The 23,955-nt window shown below is 68.1% G+C and carries 21 protein-coding genes; 10 read left to right on the top strand and 11 right to left on the bottom strand.

Features of this window, described 5'->3' with window-relative positions; genetic code table 11:
• The first annotated feature begins 76 nt into the window (after positions 1–76).
• The gene (locus tag ACFSVL_RS12075) at positions 77–1,498 is read left to right on the top strand and encodes a M20/M25/M40 family metallo-hydrolase (RefSeq protein ID WP_378303464.1); all 1,422 of its coding nucleotides are present in this window, start codon (positions 77–79) and stop codon (positions 1,496–1,498) included.
• A 148-nt stretch (positions 1,499–1,646) separates the two neighbouring features.
• Here the strand turns inward: ACFSVL_RS12075 and ACFSVL_RS12080 are convergent, their stop codons facing one another.
• The gene (locus ACFSVL_RS12080) at positions 1,647–2,660 is read right to left on the bottom strand and encodes an ABC transporter substrate-binding protein (protein ID WP_378303466.1); all 1,014 of its coding nucleotides are present in this window, start codon (positions 2,658–2,660) and stop codon (positions 1,647–1,649) included.
• 62 nt (positions 2,661–2,722) lie between these two features.
• Here ACFSVL_RS12080 and ACFSVL_RS12085 point away from each other — a divergent pair, with 62 nt between their 5' ends.
• Entirely contained in the window at positions 2,723–3,739 is a 1,017-nt protein-coding gene (locus tag ACFSVL_RS12085; RefSeq protein WP_378303468.1) for a FecCD family ABC transporter permease, read from the top strand.
• Entirely contained in the window at positions 3,736–4,716 is a 981-nt protein-coding gene (locus tag ACFSVL_RS12090) for a FecCD family ABC transporter permease (protein WP_378303470.1), read from the top strand. The genes ACFSVL_RS12085 and ACFSVL_RS12090 overlap by 4 nt, the downstream gene beginning before the upstream one ends.
• On the opposite strand, the gene ACFSVL_RS12095 is transcribed toward ACFSVL_RS12090, so the two are convergent.
• The 3 genes from ACFSVL_RS12095 to ACFSVL_RS12105 are packed head-to-tail and all read right to left on the bottom strand — an operon-like array spanning position 4,717 to position 8,179.
• On the bottom strand, positions 4,717–5,559 hold the full coding sequence (locus ACFSVL_RS12095) for a transglutaminase family protein (RefSeq protein ID WP_378303472.1): 843 nt from the start codon (positions 5,557–5,559) through the stop codon (positions 4,717–4,719). It lies immediately after the preceding gene.
• A complete protein-coding gene (locus ACFSVL_RS12100; RefSeq protein WP_378304249.1) occupies positions 5,556–6,503 on the bottom strand; it encodes an alpha-E domain-containing protein in 948 nt (315 codons plus the stop codon). Before ACFSVL_RS12100 ends, ACFSVL_RS12095 begins: the two co-directional genes overlap by 4 nt.
• 14 nt (positions 6,504–6,517) lie before the next feature.
• Positions 6,518–8,179 (bottom strand): circularly permuted type 2 ATP-grasp protein, encoded by a 1,662-nt coding sequence (locus ACFSVL_RS12105; protein ID WP_378303474.1) that lies wholly within the window; start codon positions 8,177–8,179, stop codon positions 6,518–6,520.
• A 166-nt stretch (positions 8,180–8,345) separates the two neighbouring features.
• On the opposite strand from ACFSVL_RS12105, the gene ACFSVL_RS12110 reads away from it, so the two are divergent.
• Genes ACFSVL_RS12110 through ACFSVL_RS12120 form a run of 3 tightly spaced genes read left to right on the top strand, consistent with a single transcriptional unit; the run spans position 8,346 to position 11,010 of the window.
• Positions 8,346–9,260 (top strand): ABC transporter substrate-binding protein, encoded by a 915-nt coding sequence (locus ACFSVL_RS12110; RefSeq protein ID WP_378303476.1) that lies wholly within the window; start codon positions 8,346–8,348, stop codon positions 9,258–9,260.
• 20 nt (positions 9,261–9,280) lie between these two features.
• Positions 9,281–10,240, top strand: a complete 960-nt coding sequence (locus ACFSVL_RS12115) for an amino acid ABC transporter permease (protein WP_378303478.1) — start codon at positions 9,281–9,283, stop codon at positions 10,238–10,240.
• Positions 10,237–11,010, top strand: coding sequence for an amino acid ABC transporter ATP-binding protein (locus tag ACFSVL_RS12120; RefSeq protein WP_378303480.1), 774 nt, complete (start codon positions 10,237–10,239; stop codon positions 11,008–11,010). The genes ACFSVL_RS12115 and ACFSVL_RS12120 overlap by 4 nt, the downstream gene beginning before the upstream one ends.
• 39 nt (positions 11,011–11,049) lie before the next feature.
• On the opposite strand, the gene ACFSVL_RS12125 is transcribed toward ACFSVL_RS12120, so the two are convergent.
• From ACFSVL_RS12125 to ACFSVL_RS12140, 4 genes are read right to left on the bottom strand one after another with little or no spacing between them, the layout of a single operon-like run.
• Positions 11,050–11,790 carry an ESX secretion-associated protein EspG gene (locus ACFSVL_RS12125; RefSeq protein ID WP_378303482.1) on the bottom strand — a complete coding sequence of 247 codons (741 nt, stop codon included), beginning with the start codon at positions 11,788–11,790 and terminating at the stop codon, positions 11,050–11,052.
• Positions 11,791–11,816: 26 nt separating this feature from the next.
• A complete protein-coding gene (locus ACFSVL_RS12130; RefSeq protein ID WP_378303484.1) occupies positions 11,817–13,028 on the bottom strand; it encodes a hypothetical protein in 1,212 nt (403 codons plus the stop codon).
• A 1-nt stretch (position 13,029) separates the two neighbouring features.
• Complete coding sequence (locus ACFSVL_RS12135; protein ID WP_378303486.1) at positions 13,030–13,635, bottom strand: DUF3558 domain-containing protein; 606 nt, start codon at positions 13,633–13,635, stop codon at positions 13,030–13,032.
• On the bottom strand, positions 13,636–14,154 hold the full coding sequence (locus tag ACFSVL_RS12140; protein WP_378303488.1) for a hypothetical protein: 519 nt from the start codon (positions 14,152–14,154) through the stop codon (positions 13,636–13,638).
• 266 nt (positions 14,155–14,420) lie between these two features.
• On the opposite strand from ACFSVL_RS12140, the gene ACFSVL_RS12145 reads away from it, so the two are divergent.
• Positions 14,421–16,724 (top strand): oxidoreductase, encoded by a 2,304-nt coding sequence (locus tag ACFSVL_RS12145; protein ID WP_378303490.1) that lies wholly within the window; start codon positions 14,421–14,423, stop codon positions 16,722–16,724.
• Between the two features lie 340 nt (positions 16,725–17,064).
• Here ACFSVL_RS12145 and ACFSVL_RS12150 read toward each other — a convergent pair whose 3' ends face one another.
• Complete coding sequence (locus tag ACFSVL_RS12150) at positions 17,065–17,637, bottom strand: hypothetical protein (protein ID WP_378303491.1); 573 nt, start codon at positions 17,635–17,637, stop codon at positions 17,065–17,067.
• 170 nt (positions 17,638–17,807) lie between these two features.
• Here ACFSVL_RS12150 and ACFSVL_RS12155 point away from each other — a divergent pair, with 170 nt between their 5' ends.
• Genes ACFSVL_RS12155 through ACFSVL_RS12165 form a run of 3 tightly spaced genes read left to right on the top strand, consistent with a single transcriptional unit; the run spans position 17,808 to position 21,837 of the window.
• Positions 17,808–19,637, top strand: a complete 1,830-nt coding sequence (locus tag ACFSVL_RS12155) for an NHL domain-containing thioredoxin family protein (protein WP_378304251.1) — start codon at positions 17,808–17,810, stop codon at positions 19,635–19,637.
• Between the two features lies 1 nt (position 19,638).
• Entirely contained in the window at positions 19,639–19,971 is a 333-nt protein-coding gene (locus ACFSVL_RS12160; RefSeq protein ID WP_378303493.1) for a GroES family chaperonin, read from the top strand.
• A 24-nt stretch (positions 19,972–19,995) separates the two neighbouring features.
• The gene (locus ACFSVL_RS12165; RefSeq protein WP_378303495.1) at positions 19,996–21,837 is read left to right on the top strand and encodes a VanW family protein; all 1,842 of its coding nucleotides are present in this window, start codon (positions 19,996–19,998) and stop codon (positions 21,835–21,837) included.
• Here ACFSVL_RS12165 and ACFSVL_RS12170 read toward each other — a convergent pair.
• Entirely contained in the window at positions 21,827–22,168 is a 342-nt protein-coding gene (locus ACFSVL_RS12170; protein WP_378303496.1) for an MmcQ/YjbR family DNA-binding protein, read from the bottom strand. The genes ACFSVL_RS12165 and ACFSVL_RS12170 overlap by 11 nt on opposite strands.
• Positions 22,169–22,259: 91 nt before the next feature.
• A complete protein-coding gene (locus ACFSVL_RS12175; RefSeq protein ID WP_378303498.1) occupies positions 22,260–23,948 on the bottom strand; it encodes a bifunctional metallophosphatase/5'-nucleotidase in 1,689 nt (562 codons plus the stop codon).
• Positions 23,949–23,955: the final 7 nt, after the last annotated feature.

Consider the following 23,955-nt stretch of genomic DNA (forward strand, 5'->3'; position numbering starts at 1 on the left):
GCCGGTTCTCACCGGACTGAGCACTCACGACGTTCACTCGTGCCGGTGACGTCGGTCACCGTGGCAAGATGGCGCTGTGGAACAAAAATCCGTACGCGAATCCGTGGTCTCGACGTGGATCAACGACGTCACGCCGAGCCTGTCCGGTCTGGTCGCGATCCCCGCGCTGTCCCCGGCGTTCGACGCGGACTGGGCGTCGACCGGGCATCTCGCCGCCGCCGTCCAGCACGTCAAGGCCTACCTCGAAGGGCGTGACCTGCCGGGCGCGCGGATCGAGGTCGTCGAGCTGGAAGGCCGTTCCCCGCTGCTGTTCGTCGACGTGCCGGCCACCCCGGGCGCGACCGACAAGGGAACCGTTCTGATGTATGGCCACCTGGACAAGCAGCCCCCGGTCGGCGGCTGGTCCGAGGGCCTCGACCCGTGGACGCCGGTCATCCGCGACGGCCGCCTTTACGGCCGCGGTTCGGTGGACGATGGCTACTCCGGGTACGCGGCCAGTGCCGCACTGGAAGCGGTGCACGCGGCCGGCGGCGAGCACGCGCGAATCGCGCTGCTGCTGGAAACCGGCGAGGAATCCGGCAGCCCGGACCTCCCCGCTTACCTGGAGCACCTGAGCGCGCGGCTCGGCGAAGTCAGCCTCGTCGTCTGCCTCGACGCGGGCGGCATGGACTACGAGCGGCTCTGGCTCACCACCAGCCTGCGCGGCATGGTGCACCTGACGGTCAACGTGCAGCTGCTCGCCACCGCGCAGCACTCCGGCCTGGCCAGCGGGGTCGTCGCCAGCTCGTTCCGCGTGCTGCGGCAGCTGCTGGAGCGGATCGAGAACGCGGAGACCGGCGAGATCAAGCTGTCCGAGCTGAACGTCGAGGTGCCGGCCAGCCGCCGCGCCGAGATCGAGGCGGTCGCGGAGGTGGCTCCGGAGGCGCTGCACACCGCGTTCCCGTTGGTGAGCGGCGGCAAGACGGTGTCCGAGGACGCGCTTGAGCTGCTGCTGAACAACTACTGGCGGCCGACGCTGTCGATCATCGGCGGTGAAGGGCTCCCGCTGCCCGCCGAAGCAGGCAACGTGCTGCGGCAGAGCACCACGCTCACGCTGAGCTTCCGCCTGCCGCCCACGGCGGTCGCGGACGACGCGCTGGCGGCGATCAAGCGGGCGCTGACCACGGACGTTCCGTATGGCGCGAAGGTCACCATCGCCGAGGACCAGCAGGCCGAGAACGGCTGGAACGCGCCGGAGGAAGCCGCGTGGCTCACCGACGCGCTGCGCCGGGTCGACGACGAGGTGTTCGGCCGCCCGCACCGCGCCGCGGGCATGGGCGGGTCGATCCCGTTCATGGGCCTGCTCGGCGAGAAGTACCCGGAGGCGCAGTTCCTGGTCACCGGCGCGTGCGGAGCGGATTCGAACATCCACGTGCCCGACGAGTGGCTGAACCTGGACTACGCCCAGCAGGTCACCGAAGCGGTGGCGCACCTGCTGGACGCGCACGCCCGCAGCTGACCCGGCGAACGCCCCAATGTGGCGTTGGGTGCATCTGACGCACCGAACGCCACATTGGGTGCGTTGAGTGAGCCAGCGGCGCGCAGCGCCTCCGTTGAGGGCGGCGGCGGGGGCATGGATGGAGCACCCAATGCCACATTGGGGTGCTTTAGGCGAGTTTGGCCAGCGCGTCGGCTACGCGGGTCTGCTCCGCAGCGAACCGCTGGTACGAGAACGGCGTCTCGTTGTTCCACGGGATCAGCTTGCCCGCCTTCACCGCGGGCAGCTGCTGCCAGGTCGGGACGCCGCCGAGCCCGTCCGGGCCGAGCGAAAGCGACCCGCCGCGCGAGTCGTACATGATCACGTCGGCCGCGTACTTGCCGACGTTCTCCCAGCTCACCTGCTCGTAGTAGCCGCCCTGGCTCTCGTCGGGCTTCTCCGGCAGGACGAACTGCATCCCCTTCTCCTGGTAGTGCTTCGAAGTCGCGAACTTCGAGGGGTTGGCCACGTACGTCGTGTCCTTCTGCGCCGACAGCAGCAGCACCTTGAGGCCGGACGTCTTCTTGACCGCCTCGGCGAACTTGGCGTCCGCGGCCTCGTACTTTTCCTTCGCCTGCTGGATCTCCGGCGTCGCGACGTCCGCGCCGAGTGCCTTCGCCAGCGCCTCGAACTTCGCGATCCCCTGCGGCATCGCGATGTCCTGCAGTCCAATGCCGACACTCGGCGCGGCCTTGTCGACCTTCTCCGCCATCGTGTCCGGCACGTACCACATCTGCTGCTTCAGGTAGATCACGCTGACCAGCAACTGCGGGTTCAGCGACACGAACTTGTCGAAGTTGAACTCGTTCCACACGTTGCCAAGCGAGGTCACCGACTTCAGGTCGACGCCGCCCGCCTGCGGATCGGGCTTGCCGTCCGGGAGCTTCGACGGGCCGAAGATGCCCACCGATTTCACGCCGAAGTCCCACAGTGCGGCCGCGGCGGTCACCTGTGCGACGATGCGTTGTGGACGCTCGCCGCTGAGCTTGCGGCCGCGGTCGTCGGTGAAGGACCACGTCGTGCCGCCGCCCGCCGCCGGCTGGTCGTCTTTGTACCCGCAGGCGCTCAGCAGGCCGAGGGTGCCCGCGGCCGCGGTGCCCGCGAGGAAGCCGCGGCGGGACAGCCGCGCCGGTGAGATGGTCATCGGAACTCCGGAGGATCGGGTGAGGTACCGCCTGAGGTTAGCCTTGCCTTAGGGTAAACGCCATGGTCCTGCTTGGGGAGCGCGTCACATCCCGGCGCTGGGGCGTCCGCGCGACAGTGCTGGTCGCGGCGCTCGTCGCACTCGTCGCGGTGGTGGTGCTGTCCATCGCCTTCGGCTCCAACCGGTTGCCGCTCGGCAGCGTCTGGCACGCGTTGTTCTCCTACAGCGGCACGTTCGAGGACGTCGTGATCCGCGACGACCGGCTGCCGCGAACGCTGCTCGGGCTGGCCGTCGGCGTCGGGCTCGGCCTTGCTGGCGCGCTGTTGCAGGCGATCACCCGCAACCCGGTCGCCGACCCTGGCCTGCTCGGCATCAACCACGGCGCGGCCGTCGCGATCGTCCTTGGCGGCGCGGTGTTCTCGGTGTCCTCGCCGCAGCAGCTGGTGTGGTTCGCGTTCTTCGGCGCGCTGGCCGGAACGGTCCTGGTCACGGTGATCGGCGGCTCGGTGAGCCCGCTGCGGCTGGTGCTCGCGGGCGTCGCGATCCAGGCCGTGTTCGTCGGGATCAACCAGGGCATGCAGATGATCAACACGCACAGCCTCGACCAGATGCGGTACTGGCTCGTCGGCTCGCTGGTGAACCGGAATCTCGACAGCCTCGCCGGGCTGCTGCCGTTCTTCCTGGCCGCACTGGTGATCGCGGGAGTGCTCGCCCGGCCGCTCAACGCGGTCGCGCTCGGCGACGACAGCGCGCGCGGTCTCGGCGCGAACCCGGTGCTGACCCGCGCGGTCGGCATGATCGCGGTCGGCTTGCTGTCGGCGACGGCGACCGCGGCGTGCGGGCCGATCGCCTTCGTCGGGCTGATGATCCCGCACGTCGTACGCGCTTTGGTTGGCCAGGACGAACGGTGGGTGCTGCCGTTGTCCGCGCTGCTCGGGCCGGTGCTGCTGCTCGGCTGCGACGTGCTCGGCCGGCTGCTGGGCGGTAACGGCGAAATCCAGGTGGGCGTGATGACGGACGTGATCGGCGGCATCGCCTTCGTGGTCGTGGCGCGGCGGTTGAAGGCGGTTCGGCGATGAGGACGTGGGTGGTCGTCGGCCTGCTGGCCCTGGTGGCGGCGGTGCTTCTGGTGCTGGCCGTCGGGACTGGCGACTACGAGATGACGCCGGTCGAAGTCCTGCAGACGCTCGCCGGGTCTGGCACGAAGGCGCAGTATCTGGTGGTCACCGGCCGCCTGCCGCGCGCGTTAGTGGCGATCTTCGTCGGCATCGCGCTCGCGCTGGCGGGCACGGTTTTCCAGACGGTGACCCGGAATCCACTCGGCAGCCCGGACATCATCGGCTTCACCACCGGCTCGGCGACCGGCGGGATCATCATGATCCTGCTGTTCGGTGCGGGTCCCGGCCTGGTCTCCGTCGGCGCGGTCGTCGGCGGGCTGCTGACTGCGCTGCTGGTCACCGCACTGTGCGCGCCACACGGGTTGCTCAGTTCACGGCTAGTGCTGCTCGGCATCGCGGTGAGCGCCGTGCTGGCCGGGGTGAACGGTTACCTGCTGGTGCAAGCGAAACTCGAAGCCGCGGCGCAGGCGGTCGGCTGGTTGACCGGTGACCTCGCGGGCCGCGACTGGAACTACTTCATCCCGTTGTGCCTGGCCGTCGTGGTGCTCGCGCCGTTCATCTTCGTGCACCAGCCAGCGCTGCGAATGCTGGAGATGGGCGATGACGTCGCGATCGCGGTCGGCGTCGCGGTGCCGCGAGTGCGTGCGGTGGTGCTGCTGGCGGCGGTCGCGCTGGCCGCCGCCGCGACCGCCGCGACCGGGCCGATTCCCTTTGTCGCCCTTGCCGCACCGCAGCTCGCTCGCCGGCTGACCCGCCGCCCGGGGCCGAACCTGCTCGCCTCCGCGGCGATGGGCGCGGTGCTGGTACTGGCGGCGGACTACGTGGGCCAGCGCGTGCTGGACTCTTCGCTGCTGCCGGTGGGCGTGGTCGCGGCCGCGCTGGGCGGCGGGTACCTGTTGTGGCTGTTGGTGGTTTCCCGCCGCCGCCAGGCCGTGTGACTAAGCCATCCTGGTCAGTTCCACCGAAACATCCAAAGTGGACTGACTGGCCCCGGTGAAGATCCCCTTCAACGGGGCCACATCCGCGTAGTCCCGCCCGGTCGCGACCCAGACGTGCCGCGGTCCGACCGGGATCGCGTTCGTCGGGTCGTGCGCCCACCAGCCGCCGGTCCACACGTCGACCCAGGCGTGGCTTTCGCCCTCCACCTTCTCGCCGAGTTTGGCCTCCGGCTTCGTGTGCAGGTAGCCCGAGCAGTAGCGCGCCGGGATGCCGATCGCGCGCAGCATCACCAGCGTGACGTGCGCGAAGTCCTGGCACACGCCCTCGCGCGCCCGCCACGAGTCGGTCGCCGTGCTGTGTACACCGGTGGTCCCGGGCTGGTACTTGAGCTGATCGTTCACCCAGCCGCAGATCGCGAGCACCGCGTCCGCCGGGTCAAGGCCTTTGCGCAGCGCACGGGCCTGTTTGGACAGTTCCTGATCATTCGGCGTGTACGGCGTCGGCGTCAGATACTCCGTGCGCTGATCGCGGACGGTCACGCTCTGCAGGTCCTTCCACGTCGCCGTGTGCACCGGCTCCGCTTCGTCCGCCGTCTCTACCACGGACGTCGCGAGCACGGTGAACTCGGTGTGCGGTGCGTGCAAGTCGAACGACGTGACCTCGGTGCCCCAGTAATCGGTGTAGCGATACGCGCGGGTGGCCGGGGAGGTTTCGATGCGAGTGGCCAAAGTGGTCTGCCGCCGGTCCGAGCGCGGGGTGAGCCGGGCTTCGTTGTACGACTGGGTGGCCGGCGTCGCGTACCGGTAGCCGGTCCGGTGCGTCACCCGCAATTGCCAGGTCACAGGGACACCTCCGCACCGCTCCACGCGACCCACGGCGACGTGTGGAAGTACTGCATCGACACCGCTTCCCCGATTTCCTTGATCGACTCCTGCAGTCCGCGCAGCCGTCGCGGCAAGTCGTCCAGCAGTGCCGAGGGGTGCAGGAATTCCAGCTCGCTCCGGGCACGGCCAAGCAGCCGGACGGCTTCGGTCTTCTCGTTGCCTCGCGCGTTGATCCCGGGATCCAGCTGGCGCAGGCAATCCTCCGCCTGGCGCAACGCGTGGAACACCGAACGCGGGAACAGCGTGTCCCGCAACAGGAATTGCACCACGCGGGCTGCGTCAAGCGCGCCACGGTTGGTGCGCAGGTAAGTGTCCTGCGCACCCGCCGAACGCAACACGGTCATCCAGCCCGGCGACGAAGCCCGGTCCGAAACTCGCGAAAGCAGCAGCCGTACCACCATGTCCGCGCGTTCGACCGACCGGCCGAGCACCAGGAACAGCCAGCCGTCGTCGCGGCTCATCGTGGAATCGGCGAGCCCGGCGAACATCGCCGCCCGTTCCTCCACAAAGGACAGAAAGGCGTGCGGTCCGGCGCGGCGGGCGTAACGCTGCCGATCCGGGACCGCGTTCCACGTCGCGTTCAGGCATTCCCACAGCTCGGTCGACACCACTTCGCGCGCACCGCGGGTGTTTTCCCGCGCGGAGTTGATCGAGCCGACGATGGACGACGGATTGTCCTTCGCGTAGGCGACCAGTTCGGTCAGCTTCCACACGTCGAGCGCGTCGCCGGCGTCGAACGGGATGCCGAGCACGGCGAGCAGCTGGCGGCTGACGTGGTCCGGGTCGACGCTCGCGTCTTCCAGCAGCTGATGCACCGAGACGTTCAGGATGCGGGAGGTGTCGTCGGCGCGTTCGACGTAACGGCCGATCCAGTACAGCGACTCCGCGTTGCGGGCCAGCATCATGTTTCCCTCCCTCAGCTCTGCTGTTGCTGTTGCTGCTGCTGCGAAGTGGACAGTTCCGGACCCTGCTCCGCGGCGACACCGTCCACAACGGACACATCGCCGAGCGCGGGCCGGTCGAGTTCCTGCTCTGAGGTCGAGGACCGCGACGCGAGCACCCAGGTGTCCTTCGATCCGCCGCCCTGCGACGAGTTCACCACCAGGCTGCCCTCGGGCAGCGCAACCCGGGTGAGCCCGCCGGGCAGTACGAAAATCTCCTTGCCGTCGTTGACCGCGAACGGCCGCAGGTCCACGTGCCGCGGCGCGAGCCGATCGTCCACCTTGGACGGAACGGTGGACAGCTGCACCACCGGCTGCGCGATCCAGCCGCGCCGGTTCGCGCGCACCTTGCGGCGCAACGCGTCCAGCTCCTTTTTGGACGCGTCCGGTCCGAAGACGATGCCGTATCCGCCGGAACCCTCGACCGGTTTGATCACCAGTTCGTCCGCGTGCTGCATGACGTGGTCGAACTCGTCGGGCAGCCAGCAGCGGAAAGTGTCCACATTGGGCAGAATCGGTTTTTCGTTCAGGTAGTAGCGCACCATTTCCGGCACGTAGGTGTAGACGAGCTTGTCGTCGCCGACGCCGTTGCCGACCGCGTTCGCCACCACCACGTTGCCCGCGCGGGCGGCGTTGAGGATGCCGGCGACGCCGAGCACCGAGTCCGGCCGGTGGTGCACCGGGTCGAGGAACTCGTCGTCGATCCGCCGGTAGATCACGTCGACCTGGCGTTCGCCCTCGGTGGTGCGCAGGTAGACGACGTTGTCGCGGCAGAACATGTCGCGGCCCTCGACCAGCTCCACGCCCATCAGCCGGGCCAGCAGCGAATGCTCGAAGTAGGCCGAGTTGTAGACGCCGGGGGTGAGCACGACGACCATCGGGTCTGCGACGTTCGGCGCGGCAGCCGCTCGCAGTGCGCGAAGCAGATGTGACGCGTAGTCACCGACCGGCCGGACCCGGTGCCGCGCGAACAGGTCCGGGAACACGCGCGCCATCGTGCGCCGGTTCTCCATCACGTACGACACGCCGGACGGGTTGCGGAGATTGTCCTCCAGCACGCGAAACGTGCCCTCCTCGTCGCGGACGAGGTCCACTCCGGACACGTGGATGCGCACGCCGTTGGGCGGTTTGATGCCGTAGGCCTCGCGGTGGAAGTGCTCGCACGAGGTGATCAGCCTGCGCGGCAGCACGCCGTCGCGCAGGATCTGCCGGTCGCCGTAGACGTCGGCGAGGAAGGCCTCCAGTGCCCGGACACGCTGTGTCACGCCGCGTTCGAGCCGGGACCATTCGGTCGCCTGGATGACGCGGGGCACGAGGTCGAGCGGAAACGGCCGTTCCTGGCCGGAGAGCGAGAACGTGATCCCCTGGTCCACCATCGCCCGGTCGAGGGCCTGCGAGCGGTTGGTGAGGTCGCTGGCGTCGAGCGCGGCGATCGAGCCGTACAGCGCGCGGTACGGCCCGCGGACCACGCCGTCGGGCGCGAACATCTCGTCGTAGGCGCCGGCGTGCGGCCGCTCCGGGGCGAGGTAGCCGTCGAACTGCGCGCCGGGCCGGGCCGCGCGGCGGCCTTTCACCGTTCGCGCACGTCGTCCGGCTGGCGGCAGCCGGGGACCGGGGTTGCTGTTCATGGGGGACATCCTGACTTACCGCGCGCGACGGCCGCGACACCCGTCTTCCGGCCTGTCCTGTGCGAAACTTCCCCGTGACGCATCAGTGCTGTGCATACCCGCTTCCGAGTGGCAATATGCCAGCTCTCGACCCTTGAGAACTACGAGGAGTGACGAAGTGGCCCGAGGACAGCAAATGAAGGCACTCGCCCTTCTCCCCGCCTTCGCGCTCGTCGGCATGACGATGGCGTGCGGCGCGGGCGGCAACGGCATGGGCGACTCCGGGGCCAGCCAGGCCCCCGGTGGCTCGGGCGCCGCCGCGCCCACCGCGAAGAAGGACGACGCGCTGGCCGCGCTCGTGCCCGCGGGCGTGAAGGCGGACGGCAAGATCGTCGTCGGACAGGACCAGACCTACCCGCCGAACGAGTTCAAGGACCCCAGCGGCAAGGTCACCGGGTTCGACGTGGACATCGCCACCGCCGTCGGGCAGGTGCTCGGCGTGCAGATGGAGTTCCAGAACTCGACCTTCGACGGGATCATCCCCGGTATCGAGGCGAAGAAGTACGAGATGGGCATTTCGTCCTTCACCATCAACGCCGACCGGATGAAGTCCATCGACATGATCTCTTACTACAAGGCGGGCACGTCGCTCGCGGTACTCAAGGGCAACCCGGAGAAACTGACCCCCGATACTCTCTGCGGCAAGAACGTGGCGGTGCAGCAGGGCACGACGCAGGTCGAGGATCTGCAGAAGCGCACGAAGGCCTGCACCACCGCGGGGAAGCCGGCGATCAACGTGACGACGTTCGAGGCGCAGACCGACGTCAACCTCGCGCTGACCGCCAAGCGCGTGGACGCGGAACTGGCCGATTCGCCGGTGATCGACTACGCGGTGAAGGTGACCAACGAGCAGCTCGAGGTGGTCGGCGAGCCGTACGACACCGCGCCGTACGGGATCGTGCTTCCGAAGAACAGCGGCGATTACGGCAAGGCCGTGGAAGGGGCAGTCCAGAAGCTCATCGACGACGGAACGTACAAAAAGATCCTCGAAAAGTGGGGTCTGTCCGCTTCCGGCGCGGTCGCGAAGTCGGAGATCAACCCGGCCCCCTGAGCCTAAGGATTTAGTTTCTCGTGTCTGAATCCACCGAAGCACCCCACTCGGGGGTGCCGAGCGATGCTGCCCCGATCAAGGCGGTCCCGGTCCGGCATTACGGACGTTGGGTCGCCGGGGTGATCATCCTCTTCCTGGCGTTCATCGTGATCAGGAGCGTGATCACGAACGATGCCCTGCAGTGGCCGGTGGTCGGCAGTTACCTGTTCGACTCCCGGATCCTGCACGGTTTGCAGAACACCCTGCTGCTGACCGTGCTGTCGATGGTGATCGGCATTGTCGGCGGGGTAATCCTCGCGGTGATGCGCCTTTCGCCGAACCCGCTGACATCCGGCGCGGCCGCGGTGTACATCTGGCTGTTCCGGGGCACTCCGCTGATCACCCAGCTGATCATCTGGAACTTCCTCGGACTGGCCTATTCGAAGATCGGCCTCGGTATTCCGTTCGGGCCGACCTTCATCAGCTGGGACACGAACACGCTGATCACCCAGCTGACCGCGTCCCTGCTCGGCCTCGGGCTGAACGAGGCCGCGTACATGGCCGAAATCGTCCGCGGCGGCATCCAGTCGGTCGACGGCGGGCAGTTGGAGGCGGCGTCCGCGCTGGGCATGAGCCGGGGCAAAACGCTGCGCCGGATCATCCTGCCGCAGGCGATGCGCGTCATCATCCCGCCCACCGGGAACGAAACCATCTCGATGCTGAAGACGACGTCCCTGGTCGTCGTGATCGGGTACTTCGAGCTGATGCAAGTGGTCCGGACGATCTATTCGCAGAACTACCAGACGGTGCCACTGCTGATCACGGCGGCGGCCTGGTATCTGTTCATGACCACGGTGCTCACGATCATTCAGTACTACATCGAGAAACATTTCGCCCGAGGCAGTGCGCAGACTGCCGCGTCGCCGACGAAGTGGGGATCACGAATGCTGGGCTTCCGCGTCGGCCGCGGTGGTGCTGAGAGCGGGGGTGCTTCGCAGTGACTCCCGTAGTGTCCGCGCAAAAGGTGTGCAAAAGCTTCGGCTCGCTGGACGTGCTGAAGGGCATCGACCTGGAAGTGCACGACCGTGAGGTGCTTTGCCTGATCGGCCCTTCCGGTTCCGGCAAGTCCACCTTGCTGCGCTGCATCAACCACCTGGAGAAGATCGACGCCGGCCGGCTGTATGTCGATGGCGTGCTGGTCGGCTACCGCGAACGCGGCGGCCGTCTGCATGAGCTGCGGGACAAGGAAATCGCGGCACAGCGCAAGAACATCGGCATGGTTTTCCAGCGGTTCAACCTGTTCCCGCACATGACGGCGCTGGAAAACGTCATGGAGGCTCCGGTGCAGGTCCGCCGCGAGCCGAAAGCGCAGGTGCGAGAGCGAGCGCTGGAGCTGCTGGACCGAGTCGGCCTAGCCGACAAAGCGGCGTCCTATCCAGGCCAGCTCTCCGGCGGCCAGCAACAGCGGGTCGCCATCGCCCGAGCGCTGGCCATGCAACCGAAGCTGATGCTCTTCGACGAGCCAACGTCCGCTTTGGACCCCGAGCTGGTTGGCGATGTCCTTGGTGTCATGCGCCAGCTGGCCAAGGACGGCATGACGATGGTCGTGGTGACCCACGAAATGCAGTTCGCCCGCGAAGTAGCCGACAAGGTCTTCTTCATGGACGGCGGGGTCGTGGTGGAGTCCGGTTCTCCGGAGCAGGTCATCGGTGATCCGCAGCATGAACGGACCAAGGCGTTCTTGTCCCGGGTCTTGAACCCGAACGCTTGAGAAAAGGGCCGCCCGGAACTTCTCCGGGCGGCCCTTTTCTCACTGTCGCAGCTCGTTCTCCAGCTGCTGCAACTTCTTCGCCAGCTCCTGCGGCCCCGCCCCCGCCAGGCTGACCCAGCCGGATTTGTCCACCCCGAACAGAATCCGGCCTTCCTCCATGTCGGCCCACCCCGGCGGATTCTCGTTACGCCGCCGCTTCCCGCGACTGTCCCGGACCGCGACGTATAACCGCCCGAAAAACCTGTGCGGCTTATCCAGCCACTGCAGCACCTGCTTGGCGTCCCGAATACTCGGACTGGTCCGCCCGGTGTTCTGCCCGCTCTTGACCAGCTCCAGATCCGCGTCAGAGCAATTGAGCGAAAGAACCCGCGCCGCTGGTGCCTCCGGCAGCAACGCGATGAACTCGCGCACCAACGTATCCGCCGAACATGGTGAGATGTACAGCTTCTCGTTCACCGCAACAACAGTCGCCGCATCCCGCCCGCTCGCCGCGGCACGCACCGTCCGCTCGCCACGCTCCGATTTGACCCACGAGTAGTACTCGATGCCCGGCCGCTGCAACAGATGCATCGTCTCGACGAACTCGTCGGTGAGACGTCCGCGCTGCATCAGCCCGGCATTGTGCAACTCACGGTCGGTGTCGGAAGCCAACTGCCGCCGCTCCTCCGGCGAGTACCACAGTGCGCCGCGGACCAGCGTCGGGTGGATGTCGCCGAGATTCAGCCGCTCCAGCAGCACTTCGAAGGTCTGCAGGCTCACCTCAACGGGCTTGCGCAGCACCGCTTTCCCTCCCCCTAGCCATCCCGCTAAGCCCCGATAACCGGCGGCGTCGGGCGGCCGCCGTCGTAACCGCCGAAAATCGAGTCCGGGTCGTCCTCGGCCAGCAAGATCTTGCGCTGGTGCTCCTCGTCCTCCGGGCCCTTGCCACCCTTGCCGCCGCCACCCATGCCGCCCATCCCAGGCTGGCCTTTCGCTCCCGCCGCGCCAGCACCGCCAGCCCCCGGCCGAGCCGCGCCCGCGCTCTCGCCGAGCGCGCCTGCTCCGGTGCCGGCTCCGCCACCTCGCGGTCCGGCCCCGCCGCTGCCCGAACCGCCAGGACCACCGGACGCGGACCCGCCCGGCCCGAACCCGCTGCCACCGCTCGTGGGCCCGAATCCGCCGCCGAACCCGCTGACCGGCCCGAACGTGCTGTTCGTTCCCCCAGGATTCCCACCCCCAGGCGGGACGGACGGCGGCTGCCATGTCTGCATCGGTGGATGCGGCGTGGGATCAGCCCAAGAAGACACCCGGGTGCCGTCACCCGGCGGCAGCACGGGAGGAGCTACTGGCCCACCATGCCCAGGCGGCGGGGGTGCCTGCATGCCCGCGGCCCCGGGAGGAGCGGAGTAGCTGCTGGGCCCGCTGCTGTAGTTGTGCGAGGAGCCCCCACCGGACGAGTGATGCCCGATCCCGGAACCAATCCGCCCGGAGGAAGTACCCGGAGACTGCTGATCCGGGGTGATACCGGTCGCCGACACGTTCGGGTCGTGCGCAGCCGGATAGTCCACGGGCATGGTCTGGGTTCGAGGATCGGTGCTCAGCTGGTACTGGCCGTACGCTTCGACGTTCTTTTTGGTCTTGTCGTCGAACTCCGCGGCGGCGATCTCGTCGTCGCTTGCCCCGAGCGAAACGTAGTCCGAGAGCTTCTGATCATCAGGCCTGCTCGCCGCGACTGGAACAACAGCATTCTTCACATAGTTGAACGCTGCCGACTGTTCCGCGATGGACTTCTGCATCGAGTCCATTTTTTCCGCGGCGATGTGGGAAGTAGCGATCAGCGGCGCAAGTCCGGCCTTGCCAGTCTCCGCGGCCTGCCCTTTCCAGAAAGAATTGAGCGCCGTCTGGCTTTCGGTGAGCTTGTTGGCTACCTCGCTATGGATGGATTTGAGATCGCCGCAGCCGCCGCCCATCGCGTCCAGGCCGGTCGTGTCGCCCGGGCTGTGGATCTGGTTGTAGATGTCATGACCGTTGAGCGCCATGTCAACCTGCCTTCAGCCGGGTGATCTCGGCGGCGGCCAGCTTCTCCGCCAGCCCGCACGGGTCGGCTACCGCGGGGCTTCCCGACCGCAGCTGGGTGTTGACGGTGTAGGTGAGGTCGTCACGGACCCCCACCGCCAGCGCGCACGACCCGGTGCCCTCGTCGCCCTTGCTGTAGACGACTGACGGATAACCCAGTACCGGCGTGTGCGGCTTGAAAGTGGTCAGCCTGCCTGCTTTGTTCTCCAGATAGAGGCTGTTGAGACCGCGCTTGTTGCCCGAGAAGAAGCCAGCGCTTACGTTGCCGCCGCCCCCGTCGAATGTCCACTGACAGGATTTGCCGACGATCGACTGGGCGACGGAGGTGCTTTTGACCTTGCCGCCTGCCTTTTCCACCTCGGACGTCGGGAGGGCGGAGCACGGGTCAGCCTCGTACGGGGCGGTGTTGGTCAGCGGCACGGCGACCTTCGGGGCGAGCATGGCCTCCGCTGGCTGCGAATTGGCTGGCGCTGGTGTCGGCTGCCCCCCGGTCGAGCCTCCTCCGCAGGCCGTCAGAAGTGCCGCGCCCGCGCCGGCGAGTACGAGTTGGCAGACGCTACGAATGCGCATTCAGTCGACCTTTCGGGTTCCACGCAGCGCGTCGATCGCAGCATGGTCCTGCTTCACGTACGCGGTTCGGATATCTTTGAGGGTTTGGACATAAGAATCCAGGTAATCGACCGTTCCACGGAGAAATTCGTTGTACGCGGTGGTGGCGCGGTCCGCCGCTTTCGAGTACTCCGTCGTGACGGTGTCCGAACCCGGCTGGCCGAGCTGAGCGAACTGAGTCGCGATGGTCCGGGCCCGCGAATACTCGTTGTCCAAGCTGTCTTCGAGCTGCTGGATTACCTTGTCCATCGCCTCGGGGTTGAACTCCCAGCCGCCGTTGGACGAGGCCGCCGCGAAGTCCGCTTTGGCCTGGCCTGATCCAAGGGCTCCGAAGTCCGGCGCCGCCTCGACGCTCATCCCCGGCGACGCGGCCGCGTTGGCTCCCGGGACAAACCCGGAGCCGGGCGGAGGAGCGGTCGGGGCCGTCGAGAGGAGCTCGTTCTGGACGCGCTGCAGTCCGCTGTTCGTTCCGTCTGGCATGTCGTGCCTCCCCGCACGGGCCGCGGTTCCTGGGTGCGGCCTACCCTCTGTTCTTGATCAGCTTCGACTAGTGACCATAGCAGGCACCCGCCGCTCAGGATGGGTGTTCGGGCAAGATCGCTCGGGTAGCGGAGCACCTGAGTAGCCGTCCGCAAGCGCTCAGTAGCCAATCCGCGGGACGAGCCCGCGCTACTCCACCCGGCCCCTTGCTCATCCGCCGTTGATCCGATTGCCTGAGGGCCGACGATCGTGGGGAGAAGGGGCTCGTGCCGACCGATACGACCTTGCCGCCGCTTGATCCGTTTGCCGGGGTTCCCGACAAGCGGTATGAGGTGAAGGCCGCTGACCTGCTCAAACCTGGTACCGGCGGCATCCTTCGCTGGCGGCGCCAGGCCACCAACGCGCCGATCGTGCTGGTCGAGGACGCCTACATCACCGGGACGCTCGATCTGCGCGCCGCCGACCTCAATTTCCTTTTCCAATTCGAGCGGTGCCGGTTCGAGCATCCGCCGGACGTGCGTGAGGCGACTCTTCTCGGGCTCGTTTTCCGGAAATGCTGGCTTCCCGGACTGCGGGCGCGGAATTTGCGCAGCCGGAATGACGTGCGGCTGATTCGCAGTGTTGTCGAAATCGCCGCGGATGAATTCGAGGTCGAGACCACCACCGTGCAGCGGGGTGACGATCGTGAGCGCGGGATGCCCAATGCCGCGGTCAATCTCACCGACGCGGTGGTCGACGGGTCGGTGGTGCTTACGCGGACCACGATCAGTCATCCGCACGGGAAGGCGATTCAGGGCGACCGGCTGGTGATCACCGGTGCGCTGCTCGCGTATCGGATGGTCGCCAAGGGCGAGGTGCGGCTGCCGGGCATGCGGACCGGCGGTAACGTGAACTTTTCCGGGGCTACCTTCGACAATCCGGATGGCTTCGCGTTCAACGGGAACGGCTTGCACATCGGCGGCAGCCTGCTGTGCGAGGTGGACAACTACGGGCCGGCCAGTGAGCGGAAACGGTTCTCCGCCAAGGGAGTTCTTTACCTCCCCAGTGCCACTGTGGACAGTGACATCGTCCTGCGCGAGGCGCGGCTTCAGGTCGACCAGCGTGGGCCGATCGTCGTGGACGCCTGGAAATCCGGGGATCCGTACCTCGATCCGCGGCCGGCGTTGGTCGCGGATCGGCTGAACGTCGACGGTAATCTCGAATTGTCCGACGGGCTAAGGGCATTCGGCACGCTGCGCATGGTCAACGCGCGCATCGGCGGGTCGCTCCGGCTCGCCGGCGCGGAGATCACCATGGTGCGCGGGCGCGCGACGCCGTATTACGACCGGGCGCTGCATCTCGACGGGTCCACGATCGGCGGCGACATCGAGGCGACCAACCTCCGGGTGCCGATCGGGCAGCTCCGGCTCGCGGACGTCACGGTGGGTGGCAACTTCCTCGCCTGGAACTCGATGTTCCTGCATCCCGGACGCGACGTGTTTTCCGCGCGCCGAGCCAAGATTTCCGGGAATTTCCAGCTGACCGACGCGACCCTGCAGGGCACGCTCCGGCTTCAGGGCGCGGAAATCGGCGGCAGCGTGAACATGTTCGGCACGTTGCTGACCGAGCCGGGGCAACGGAAATCGAGCAGTTTCTCCCTCGACATCCGCACCGCGCGGATCGGCCGTGACCTGGTCCTGACCGAGGACAAGGACCGGCCGTTCCTGGCCGAGGGCGGCGTGAACCTCGACGGCGCGCAGATCGCCCGGCGGCTCGACCTCAACGGCGCGAAGCTGGGATCCCTTGCCCCGCACGGGATCGCGCTCGACGCCAGTGACGTCACCGCGGACGAGTTCGTCCTGTCTCCCGCCGAGCCGCCGAGCGGGTCGGTGCGGCTGCGCCGGGCGCATTGCGGTTCGCTGGCCGACAACGAGGAGATCTGGAACGCCGCCGACGGACTCCAGCTGGAGGACTTCCGTTACGACGCCCTGAAACACGGCATCGCACTCGACGACGACAAAGCGCTGGACCACCGGATCGAGCTGCTGCGCAAGGCAATGCGCGGCTACCGGCCAGGTCCGTACGACCAGCTCGCCGCGACCCTGCGCGCAGCCGGAAACGAAGAACACGCCTCGACGGTCGCCCTGCGGAAGCAGCAGTTCCGCTACGAAGCGCTCGCCAAGGGCTTCAAGTTCTTCGGCCCCGGCGTACGAGTCTGGAGCTGGCTGCAGCGGTCGATGGTCGGCTACGGCTTCCGCCCGGTGCGCGCGCTCGGCTGGCTGTTGACCCTGCTGGTGCTCGGCAGCCTGTGGTTCGGCCTCGGCACGGACGACTGCGTCAACGACCGCACCGGCCGCTACATGACCAGCGGCCCGCGCTGCCTGGTCAACCAGCAGGACTCCGGCCTGCAGTGGAACCCGGTCATCTACACCGCCGACCTGCTGGTGCCGATCGTCGACTTCGGCAACAAGACGCGCTGGTACATGCACGGGGCGGACAACTGGGTGGCGGCCGGGTTCACCGCGTCCGGCTGGATCCTCGCGACGACCGTCGCGGCGGGCGTGAGCCGCATGCTGCGCCGAGAGTCTTGAGTTGTTGGCTGTGTCTTTGGCGCCGGCTCCGCCGGCGCGTGCGGGATCGCCTTTAGTCGGCGGGTCGGGGAGCACCGCACCCGGCCCGGGGGGCCGTGCACGCTGCTCCCCGACCCGCCGACGCGATCCCGCCGTTCGGGTCAAGTCGGCGTCGGACCTGGTCTGACCAAAACCGGCCAAAGACCGACTCGACCCAAACGCGGGATCGCGTCGGCGTCTGGAGGGAGCGACGTGCACGGCCCCCCCGGGCCGGGTGCGTCGTTCCCGCCAGACGCCGACTTAAGGGCGATCCCGCACGCGACGGCGGAGCCGGCGCCAACGACACAGCCAACGACACAGCTCACTCCGCGAAGCGCGACCAGAACTCCACGACCCGGACGTCCGCGGGCTCGTCCCCCAACGGCTCGCCGCCGAACTCGTGCCGCAGGTAGCTGCGCAGGTCCCAGCCGTAATAGACCACATCGGTCTGATACACCGACAGCACCGGATACCCGGATTCCCCCGCGGTCGCGGGCAGATACCGGTGTCCGCACACCGGCACCAGCTGCGGCACCGTCGCCAGCTGCCGTCGCGCGACCGCCAGCGCGTTGCACATCGACCGCGGCCGGGGGCCCCATTCGGGCAGCCACAGGTCGTTGTTCTCCACGTCGTACAGGACGCCGTCGACCGGCCAGTCGAGGCGTTTGCGCAGCTGGTCCGGGTCGCCGTGGCGCCAATCCGGCCAGCGGTCGCCGACCGGGACGCCCGCGGTGAGGAAAACCCGGTGGTCGTCGGAAAAGGTGAACCCGAACTGGTCCTCGACGTCGCTCAGTTCGGCGGGCGTGAGGCCAGGCCGCAAGGGCTCGCCAAGATTCTGCTGCAGGATGCGGGCCTCCTCCACGGTGAAGGCTTCGGCCGGCTGAACGTGTGCCATGCCCGAAGCGTACGTAGCGCCCTGCCCCCTCCGCGCGCCCTTTTTTGCCCGGAATGGGCTCCCTCGCCGGGGTGAGGTTCTTCTCTCCAGCCGTGGTTGACGGAACACCGCGTGACCGAATGTAGTTCACTCCTCCCGTGACTTCCTCACCGCAAGCCCGGCAAGCCCGCGTGTGCGCGCCCGAGCTGACCGGCGACGTCTGGCTCAACACCGGCGGCCACCAGCTCACTCTGGCGCAGCTGCGCGGACGCGTGGTGCTGCTGGACTTCTGGACCAGCGGCTGCATCAACTGCCTCCATGTACTGGACGAACTGCGTCCGCTGGAACAGGAATTCGCGGACGTGCTGGTCACGGTGGGGGTGCACTCGCCGAAGTTCAGCCGCGAGGGCGAGCGCACCTCGATCGAGGCCGCGGTCCGCCGGTACGAGGTGCACCATCCGGTGGTCAACGATCCGAAGATGGAGCTGTGGTCGCAGTACGCCGTGCGGGCTTGGCCGACGCTGGTCGTCGTCGACCCCGAGGGTTACGTCGTGCACGTCGCGGCCGGGGAAGGCCACGGCGAAGCGCTACGCCGCGTGATCGCCGACCTCGTCGCCAAGCATGACGCGAAGGGCACGCTCCGTAAGGGCGGCAGCCCGTACGTGCCGGTCGAGGAACAGCGCACCGAACTGCGTTTCCCCAGCAAGGCCGTCGTCACCGCGGGCGGGCGGATTCTGGTGGCGGACACCGGACATCACTCCATCGTCGAGTTCGCTTCGGACGGCGAGACGGTCATCCGCCGCTTCGGCAGCGGTACCCGGGGCACGCAGGACGGGCCGTTCGACGTGGCCGAGTTCGCCGAACCGTCCGGAATCGCCTTGCTGCCCAACGAGGTCGCCGAGCGCGCCGGGTACCACGCGATCGTCGCGGACACCGCCGGACACCGGCTGCGCGGCCTCGACCTCAACACCGGCGAGGTGAAAACCGTTGCCGGAACCGGGAAACAGTGGCGCGACGGCACCGACACCGGCAAGGCGCTGGACATCGACCTCACCAGCCCGTGGGACGTCACGTGGTGGGGGCCCGCGGGCGGCGTGGTCGTCGCGATGGCGGGCAACCACACGCTGAGCGTGTTCGACCCGGCCTCGGGCACCATCCGCCGGTTCGCGGGCACCACCGTCGAGGGCCTGCGCGACGGCGACGTGCACGAGGCGTTCTTCGCCCAGCCGTCCGGATTCGCCGTGGACGGGCAGAAACTGTGGTTCGTCGACGCGGAAACCTCGGCTCTGCGCTGGATCGAGCCGGAGGGCGAGTCGTTCGCCGTGCACACCGCGGTCGGCACGGACCTGTTCACCTTCGGCCACGCGGACGGCCCCTCCGACCAGGCACTCCTGCAGCATCCGCTCGGCCTCGCCGTGCTGTCCGACGGCCGGGTCGCGATCGCCGACACCTACAACGGCGCGATCCGCCGCTACGACCCGTTCACCCGCGACGTCACGACGCTCGCGACCGGGTTCGCCGAGCCGCAAGGCCTGGTGCGTCACGACGGCGAGCTGTACGTCGTGGAGTCGGCGGGCAACCGGGTTACCCCGCTCGGGGGCAATGGCCAGCCGACCGCCGTCGCGGGAACCCGCCAGGCCGTCCAGCGTCCGCCGACGGTGCTCGCTCCGGGCGAGATCGAGTTTTCCGTCGTCTTCACCCCGCCGCCGGGCGAGAAGCTCGACGAGCGCTACGGGCCTTCGACGCGGCTGGAGATCACCGCGTCGCCGCCGGAACTGCTCGCCGACGGATCCGGCGTCGGCACCGATCTGGTGCGGAAGATCCGGTTCACCGAAGGCGTCACCGAAGGCGTTCTGCAGGTGGTGGCACAGGCCGCGAGCTGCGACGACGGCGGCGAGCACCCGGCGTGCCGGATCACCCGGCAGGACTGGGGCGTGCCGGTGCGCTTCGAAGCCGGCGGCGGGAAGGCGCTGAGTCTGATGATGGCGGGCGAGCCCAAGGCACCGGCGTCCGGTCAGTAGCATGGACGGCGTGCCGGACACGCCGAAGCTCGAGATCCAGATGCTGCACGACCGCGTGCTCGTGCGGTTGTCGCAGGAGGAAGGCGAGCGCCGCAGCAGCGGCGGCATCGTGATTCCCGCCACCGCGCAAGTCGCGCGCAGGCTGGTTTGGGGTGATGTACTGGGTGTCGGCAACAGCGTGCGGAACGTCAAGCCGGGAGACCGGGTGCTCTTCAACCCGGAGGACCAGCTCGAGGTCGAGATCCAGGGGGAAGGCCACCTGGTGATGCGCGAACGCGACATCCACGCGGTGGCCACGGAACGGACCGAACACGGGACGGGGCTCTACCTGTAGCTCCCGTACCAGGGGAGGCAGGCGTTGCGTGAGGAAGACCGTTCGTCGGCGTCGTTCGCCGACGACCTGCTGAGCGACGAGCTGCTGAACGACCCCGCCCTGGTCAGTGAACCCGATCTGGCCACCGAGATCTTCGCGGTGGCCGACGCGCCCCCGCCGCCGAACACCGCTTTCCGCCGTTTGCGCAAACGCGTCGGCCGCAGCTTCATGATCGTCGGCGGCCTGCTCGGGCTGTTCGTGCTGCTGTACACGATCGACCTGATGACCAGCGCCGGCGACGTCCCGCGCGGCGTGCAGGTGGCCGGGATCGACGTCGGCGACCTGTCCTACGCCGAGGCCGAAGCCAAGCTGCACACCGAACTCGCGCCCCGGCTCATCCGCCCGGTTCCGGTGCACGCCGGCGACGTCACCACCACGCTCGTGCCCGCGGATTCCGGGCTCGGCCTCGACTGGCCGGGCACGCTCGCCCAGGCCGGGCACCAGCCGTGGAGCCCGATCACGCGGCTGATGTCGTTCTTCACCACCCGCGAGGTCGGCGTCGTGACGCGCAGCGACCAGCTCGAAGTCACCGACGCGGTGCAGCAGCTCGCCGGGAAACAGCTCAACCATCCGCTGGTCGAGGGCAGTATCGGGTTCACGCCGAAGGCCCCGGACGGCGTCACCGCGTATGCGGTCGAGCCGCGCCAAGGCCAGGAGCTGACCGACGTTCCGGCCGCCGTGCAAACCGTGGTGGCGGACTGGATTTCGCCGCGCGGGGTCACGTTGAAGATGGCCGTGACCCCGCCCAAGACCACCTCCGCCGACGTGCACCGCCTGCTGGACACCGTGGTCGCGCCCGCCGTCTCCGCGCCGGTTGTGTTGCACGGACAGGGCAAGGACACCACGTTGCCACCCACGGCGATCGCGTCGTCGTTCCAGTTTCAGCCGAATGGCGGTGGCGGTCTCGAACTGCGGATCGATCAGGAGAAGCTGCGCGCGGCCGTCCAGCCGGACCTGGCGTCCACCGAGACGGACAGCAAGGACGCGCAGATCAGCCTCGCCTCCGGCGTACCGGCCGTCACCCCGTCCGAGGACGGGCGAAAGATCAACTGGGCCAACACTTTCAAGACCCTCACCGCGGTGCTCGCGAAACCGTCCGGCCGCGATCTGCCGGTCGACTACGACCAGAAGCAGCCGACCCTGACCACCGACGGCGCGAACGCGCTCGGCGTCAAGGAGGTCATCGGCGAGTACACCGCCGGCGGGCTCAGCGGCCCGGCCGCGGCGAACGTCGCGACGCTCGCCGGACGCATCAACGGTGTCATCGTGAAGCCAGGAGAATCCTTCAGCCTCAACGCCTATCGCGGCGGCGGTTACGCGTCCGCGCCGGTCGACGAGGACGGCACCGGCCCCGCGGTGACCGGCGGCGGGCTGTCCCAGCTTTCGTCCACTTTGTACAACGCGGCTTACCTGGCTGGCCTCGGCGACGGCGGCCACGCGGCGCACGAGCACTTCGTCAACCGCTACCCGGCGGGCCGCGACGCGGTGGCCGTGGACAGCTCTGGCAACGCCGTAGACCTCAAGCTGGCCAATAACGATCCGACCGGATTCGCGGTACAGGCGAGCGTCAGCGGCGGCTCGGTGACGGTGAAGATCTGGGGTACCAAGCACTTCCGCGTCGAAGGACGCAGCGGTGCGCCGTCGAACCAGGTACCGCCGCCGGTGCAGTTCGGGCCAGGACCGGACGGTCAGTGCCACGCTTCGCCGGGCGCGTCCGGGTTCACCGTCAGCGACACCCGGGTGTTCTACGACCTGGCCAGCGGCGGCGAGGTCCGCGAGGAAAGCCGCAGCACGACGTACTCGCCGCGGCCGATCGTCATTTGCTGAGCCGCGCCGGGGCTTTCGCCCGCCAGGACTCGGTGAGCAGTTCCCGCAGCTGCTGCGGATCGACGCGGTCGAGGTGCACGAGGATTGAGCCGTGCCCGTCGTAGTGCGGCGTGGTGAAGAAGGCCGGATCGCCCGACGCGAGCAGCGCGGCCTTCTCGTCGAGGCCGACGAACAGCACCAGCCCGCCTTCGGCCTCGGTGCGCAGCCGCGCGTAACCCTTGCCCACCACCTTCAGCGCGGGCGTGCGGTACCAGGTCGACACCTCGGTTTCCGGCAGCTCCTTCTGTGCCCACGCGGTCACGTCGTCCCAGGTCATCGTCATGCCGACCATCGTGCCCCGGCTTCGCCGCGCTGTCTTGGAGAAACGAGAGGAGCCCCCGCCCGGGTGGGCGAGGGCTCCGCTGACTTACTGAACTACTGACTTACGGAGTAGCGGTGATCCGGTCCGCGGGCGGCGGAGCGATACCCGGGTGCGCGCCGAGGTAGGCGATGAACGCGTCCAGGTCGACCGGCCCACCAGCCAGGTCGGTGCCCTTCTTGAACTCGGTGAACCCGTCCCCGCCCGCCGCGAGGAAGTTGTTCACCGACACCCGGTACTTGGCAGCCGGGTCGACCGCCTTGCCGTCGACCGTGATGTTCGAAACCCGCGAACCGACCGGAGCGGCCGCCGAGTACGTGTAGTGCAGCGACTTCGAGATCTGCAGGATCTTCGTGCCACCGGACTGGCCCCACTGCTGTTCCAGCACGTTCTTCAGGTTCTCGCCGGTGAGCGTGATCGTCTGCATGATGTTGGAGAACGGCTGCACGGTGAACGCCTCGCCGTAGGTGACGACACCGTCGCCCTCACCCGCCGAAGACGACTTGTACGTAAGGTCGGCGCGGATGCCGCCCGGGTTCGTCATGGCGATTACGGCGTTGTTGGACTTGGTCGCTTCGAGCTGGGCGTCGGCGAGCACGTCGCCGAGCGGCGACTCGCCGGACGGCCCTCCCGCCGCGGGCAGGTCCGCGGTGATGGTGCCGACCTGCTTGTTCGCGATCGGCGCGGCCTTCGTCTTGGCCTCGTCGACGAGCTTCGTCACGGCCGGGTCCGGGGTGACGTCGCGGGTGACGATCTCGTTGTGCGCCTTGGTCTGCGACCGGACCACGTCGCGCGTGCGGCGGTCGATCTTCAGGTCCACGACCGACAGCAGCCGCCCGAACGACGCGCCCTGGATCACCGGTCGCGGCTGGCCGGCGGGGTCGTTGATGACGCAGTTGTACTGCTGGTGGCTGTGCGCGGTGAAGATCGCGTCGACCTTCGGCGTCACGTTCTTCGCGATCGTCGCGGCGGCGCCATTCGGCTGCACCTTGCAGTCGTTCGGGCCCGCGCCGGGCAGCGCCTCGTCGCCCTGGTGCAGCACTACGACCTGGGACTTCACCCCGAGCCGGTCGAGGATGTTCGCGGTGCGGTTGATCGCCTCGACCTCGTCGCCGAACTTGAGGCCCTTGATGGCCTCCGGCGTCACGACCGAGGGGAGGTCCTTGAGCGTCGCGCCAATGACGCCGACCGGAACACCGCCGGAGAACTGGATGCTGAACGGCAGCAACGCGGGCAGCCCGTTGTCGAAGTACACATTGGACCCGAGCAGCGGGAAGCGCGCGCCGTCGTAGCTCTTGCGGAACTGGCAGCCGTCGGTCTTGTTGCAGCCGCCGAGCTGCATGCGCAGCAGTTCCTGGTAGCCCTCGTCGAACTCGTGGTTGCCCACCACGGACGCCTTCACGCCGAGGTCGTTGAGGAAGTCCATGGTCGGTTCGTCGTGGAACAGCGCCGAGATCACCGGCGACGCACCGACGTTGTCACCCGAGGACAGCACCATCGAATTGCGCACCTGCGCTTCGAGCTGCTTGACGTGCGTCGCGAGGTAGGCCGCGCCGCCCGCGTCCACTTTGGTGCCGTCCGGCAGCGTGATCCGGCCGCTCGACCCGGACGGCGGTTCGAGGTTCCCGTGCAGGTCGTTGAAGGTGATGATCCGGACGTCGGTGGTCTGTGCGGCCTCGGCGGGCGCGCTGGTGACGGCCACGGTGGCCAGTGCGGCCGCGGCGGTGGCCGCGAGCCGGGTGAAGAGCTTCATGTTTCCT

The organism is Amycolatopsis silviterrae (genome assembly GCF_042684085.1).
Taxonomy (GTDB): domain Bacteria; phylum Actinomycetota; class Actinomycetes; order Mycobacteriales; family Pseudonocardiaceae; genus Amycolatopsis; species Amycolatopsis silviterrae.